Annotated in this window: 4 protein-coding genes; 2 read left to right on the top strand and 2 right to left on the bottom strand. The window is 63.9% G+C overall.

Annotated elements, in window-relative coordinates:
* Positions 1-309 precede the first annotated feature (309 nt).
* Entirely contained in the window at positions 310-1,329 is a 1,020-nt protein-coding gene (locus ACWEKS_RS48850; protein ID WP_452346528.1) for an alpha/beta hydrolase, read from the top strand.
* A 194-nt stretch (positions 1,330-1,523) separates the two neighbouring features.
* Here the strand turns inward: ACWEKS_RS48850 and ACWEKS_RS48845 are convergent, their stop codons facing one another.
* Positions 1,524-2,102 carry a DUF7691 family protein gene (locus ACWEKS_RS48845; protein ID WP_452346527.1) on the bottom strand — a complete coding sequence of 193 codons (579 nt, stop codon included), beginning with the start codon at positions 2,100-2,102 and terminating at the stop codon, positions 1,524-1,526.
* A 248-nt stretch (positions 2,103-2,350) separates the two neighbouring features.
* Complete coding sequence (locus tag ACWEKS_RS48840; RefSeq protein WP_452346526.1) at positions 2,351-3,082, bottom strand: hypothetical protein; 732 nt, start codon at positions 3,080-3,082, stop codon at positions 2,351-2,353.
* 274 nt (positions 3,083-3,356) lie between these two features.
* Between ACWEKS_RS48840 and ACWEKS_RS48835 the strand changes: the two genes are divergently transcribed.
* Positions 3,357-4,682: IS110 family transposase (locus ACWEKS_RS48835; RefSeq protein ID WP_452346525.1), on the top strand; the 1,326-nt coding region annotated here is incomplete at its 3' end.

The following is a 4,682-nucleotide window of genomic DNA, read 5'->3' as shown; positions in this document are numbered from 1 at the left end:
GTGGTCGGGGCCGGGTGGAACGGGGTCGTGCGTGGGCGCCCGATAGTCCGGACGGTGCCCGGACTTTGTTTCGTCCGTGCCGAATGAGTGGTTGGAGAAATGTCATGCTGCCGGAGGTTGTGCGCGGTGAGGATGTCGCTAGCGCGTCGGCGAAGTACTCGTGATGCCTGCATCGCTGAACGGCGATGTTGTGTAACAGTTTTGCCTCGACGGAAGACGTAGCCTCTCGGGGGATGGGGCGGTCCGCGGGCCGGAAATCACCTCGACGACGCAGTCGACGGCGACTCATGGATTGGAACTGACTGTCCGATGAAGCTCTCTGCACTGTTTAGCGCGGCTGTTTTCAGGACCGCCGCTGTGACGCTCACCGCCGCATTGTCGGTAGCGGTGGCCGGCAGCGCGGCGGTGGCAGCCCCGGAGAAACCCGCCACCATCACGTCCATCACCAAGGAAGGACGCACCTGGCATCTGAAGGTGTACTCCGCCGCGATGGACAAGGAGATCACGGTCGATGTCCAGCGTCCGTCCGACGAATCCCAGCCCGCACCTAACCTCTACATGCTCAATGGCCTGGACGCTGGTGAGGGAACCGCGAACTGGAAGGCCCAAACGAAGGCGTTGGATTGGCTGGCTGACAAACCGGTCAACGTCATCCAGCCCATCGGCGGTCGCGGCAGTTACTACACCGACTGGCAGCAGTCCGATCCGGTTCTCGGCGTGAACAAATGGAGGACCTTTCTCACCGAGGAACTGCCCCCGCTGCTGGACCGAGAACTGCTGTCGACGGGCCGCAACGCGTTAACCGGCCTCTCGATGTCCGGCACGTCGGTATTGCAGCTGGCGGAGGCCAAACCAGGTCTATGGAACACCGTCGCCGCCTACAGCGGATGCGCACAGATCGCCGACCCGGTAGGCCAGCAGCTCGTCAAGCTCGTCGTCGATACCTGGTCCGGTGGCGACGTCCAGAACATGTACGGTCCCCCCGACAGCCCGCTGTGGTCACAGAACGATCCGGTCATCAACGCCGAGAAACTCCGCGGCACCCAGCTTTACATCTCCACCGGGAGTGGCATCCCGGTAGCTGCCGACGTCCAGTACTACTTGAACAGCGCGCCGGCCCCCATGGGAGGGGTCAACCTCGGCCTCGGCATGCTGATCGAAGCGGGCGTCAACGGCTGCACACACAACCTCAAGAACAAGCTCGACTCGCTGAACATCCCCGCGACCTACCAGTTCGATCCAGTTGGCACCCATTACTGGCCGTACTGGGAACAGGCACTGCACGATTCCTGGCCGTTGCTTGCCCAGGGAATGGGGCTGACGAACTGACACCCATTTGCGCGGAACCAGGTGAAGTCGCTCTATTCGGCATTACCGTGCACTGGCAACGTCCGATCGGCGGACTCAGATGACCCCTGTCCGTTGATCTTCCACACACCCGCGCTGGCCGGTTCGGTCAGCGCGGTATGCGGCATGAGCGGATATGCGTGCCAGGTGATTTCGCCACCGAGATCGATTGAACGCTAACCAGCCCAGAAACCGATGAGATCCTTTTCAGCAGCTCTGGATTGACGGAACCACTCAGCGATGCAGTCGGCGTAGCCGCCGTGGTCGTCGGGTCCCGCGGCGATGGCCTCCCACTTGGCCAGCAACTCCGCGCAACTTTCCTTGCCGAGATGCCCCCACCCGTTCGAGTCGGTGGATGGGAACGGATCACCGTCCATGTCGCTGGCCAGATCCAGAATCACATCGGGAAGACCCTTGTAACCGAACCAGAAGTTCACACCGCCGATGCCCCGGCCAAGGTTTTCACAGATCAATTCCAACGCTGAGACGTAGGCGTGGGCGTAGTCCTCGTCGAAGGGCCCGCCTGCAAAGATCGTCCGAAGCGCCTGCGGATGCTGCGCCTCCTCACAGCGGTAGCACTCCTCACAATCGGCGCCCCCGCAGTCGGGAAACTCGCACGGTTCGCAGCAGCCGTCGTCCGGATCATGGTCGGGGAGTTTGGCCAGTAGTCGGTTGAGAAACTCCTCGTCGTTGGACCCGATGACCGCCTCGAGCTCCGTCAAATCGACGAGGTACACCTGCAAGCAATGTGACACGCGGCGAATCGTAACCAGTCACAACGACACTCGGGCTGATGAAGGCAGGCTGCGACAGGTTTGAGGCACTCAACTCCGCAGTAGCGGACGTTCTGTGCCGCAACAGGTTCCGACCGCTGGCGCGCCGCGCTGGCAGGTTCGGTCAGCGCGGTATGCGGCATGAGCGGATGTCTCGAGCCGCGTCGCGTGTTGCCCTGATCGGGTCACGCTCAGCTGCGATCACGGAATGCCCTGTGCCTGAGAGGGTTTTATTCGCTGCCAGGAGGTCGTAGTTGCTCGTCGGGTGCGAGCAGTTCGCCGCCGGGAGGGTCGATCGGGTTCGGGCGGTTGCCGAACAGGTAGTCGCGGAAGGCTCGCAGGTACTCGTCGAGCTCGCGCTGGTCGGTGAACCTGGTTTCGGTCGGATCGAACCATTCGTCCGGTGTCGGCCGCCAGCCGATCATGAAGTCGAGGGCTTCGCGCACCAGGGTCCCGTAGGTCGGATCCGTGGCGCAGGCGTGGCGCAGCGCCGAGGCGTAATCCCGCATTCCACGGCCGCGCTCTGTGCGGTGCATGTCCCTCAGCGGCCACAGCAGGCCATCGATATGCGGGATTTCGTCCCACCATGTGGTTTTCGTGCGCGGATTCGCGTTAGCCCGCAGTCGGCGGTGTGATGCGGTGACTGGCGTCGGGTAGTCGCAGGGTGCTCCCCGTCGGTCGATGTCGTGGGTCGGCCCGATTCCGAGGTTCACGGGTGGGTACCAGACCCCGCGCCACACTGAAACGCCGAGATAGCGGGGATTCACCGGTAGTGGCTCGGCCAGTGAGACGTCGACGGTAATTCGGTGCACGGGTGGCAACAGTCCATCTGGGAACAGATCGGCGACCATCGACAAGCAATCCCGCACGTCGAAGCCGGTCACACCGACACCCCGCCAGAACCGGGCGTCGCTGCACTCTCGCGGGTCGAATTCGATCCAGAATCGCCGCACGGCGGTCATCCGCGATTTCCTCCCACCGGCACTGATGTCGAACGTCGACCCGATGATCCCAGAGCTGATCATCGTCCACCACACAATAATCGGCACTAGCGGACGTTCCGCCGGCGTCGGATCCGCACGGCCAGTTGACCTTCTGATACCCGGCGCTGGCGGGTTCGGTCAGCGCGGTATGCGGCATAGAAAGACGTTCTGTGCGTCGGGTGTCTGGACGTGGGGAACGTCCTCCTGATGCGCTTGTAGGGCTTGGTGTCCCGTCGCAGCAGGAGGACGTTCCATGAGCAACGGTAATGGCTTGTCCCGGGGTGATCGCAACCGTAACGCGCGCCTGAATCGGCTGCGAGCCTTGGTTCCGACTGGCAATGCGATCGTGGGGATCGACCTGGCCGACCGCAAACAGATGGTCGTGATCACCGATCATGATTCGAAAGTGCTGGCCCGCAGAACATTTCGATGCCGAGCGTGGGACCTGGGCGCCGCGTTGGACTGGGCGGGCGACCAGGCTGCCGCGGCCGGGTTCGAGGCAGTGACGGTGGCGTGTGAGCCGACCGGGCATTGGTGGCGGGTTCTGGGGCAGCTGGCTGCCGAGCGTGGCATGGCGTTCGTGTGCGTGCAACCGGCGTTGACCGCCTGGTCGCGACGCGCCGAAGACCTTACCCACGACAAAACCGACGAGAAGGACGCGGTCCTGATCGCCCGTTCGACCGCCCAGTTGCGCTGCTATGTTCCCGAGCCGGTCGATGAAACATGGGGCAGGCTCAGGCATCTGGGAGCCCGTCGTGAGCAGCTGCTGGTCGAGTGGGTCTCTCAGGTCCAGCAGATCCGGGCGTTGCTCGAGTGCGTGTGGCCGGCCGCGCTGGACTGTGCTCGCCAGCCGTTCCGATCCCGGTCATGGGTCGCGGCGCTGCGGGTGGTTTGCGGGCGCGATCGAGGTGATTTGTCTCGTACTCGGCGCTTGGGCCGTGACCGGTTCGAACATGCTGTCCGTCGCGAGATCATCCGTGCCGGCGGGCAACGACCGTCGTTGCGGATCATCCGGAATCTGTTTGCGGTGTTGCAGGATCGGGCCGGAGTGATCACGCATCGGCGCGGGGCGCTGGAACGGGTGGAACTGCTGTTGGCTGATTGGGCCGAGGATCAGCGGCGCCTGAGCGACACCGAAACTCGGATGGTCTCGGTGCTCGACGAGCCCGACCTCACCGCGCTCGTCACCTCGATCGTCGGGCTCTCCGCGGTCGGTGCCGCCGCCGTTCTCGCCGAAACTGGTGACCTGACGCGGTTTCGGACCGCTCGTGCTGTGGTCAAACACGCCGGGCTGGCGCCGCGAGAGAAGCAGTCCGGTACGTTCACCGGCCGCACCAAACTCACCGGCCAAGGGCGCCCGAGTCTGCGGTTGGCCGCATGGCGGGCGGTGTGGGGAACCCAACGCGCCAACCCGGTCTATGAAGCCCGCTACCGGCACCTGACCTGCCGGGAAACCAACCCGCTCACCCCGACACAAGCCCAAGCTGAGGTTCCCCCCAAATGGTGGGCAGGGGGCTTATGCGCTGTCAGGCAGCCGCGTGGAGTGACTTCTCGAAATTGTCGGGGCTTTGCATCCCGA

It is taken from the genome of Nocardia sp. NPDC004711, assembly GCF_053601595.1.
Note: the sequence above shows the minus strand (reverse complement) of the source record. Positions and strands in the feature narration are given on the sequence as shown.

Coding starts and splice junctions, on each gene's coding strand:
- ACWEKS_RS48850 (WP_452346528.1), top strand. CDS start 310: ATGAAGCTCTCTGCACTGTTTAGCGCGGCTGTTTTCAGGACCGCCGCT.
- ACWEKS_RS48840 (WP_452346526.1), bottom strand. CDS start 3,082: ATGACCGCCGTGCGGCGATTCTGGATCGAATTCGACCCGCGAGAGTGC.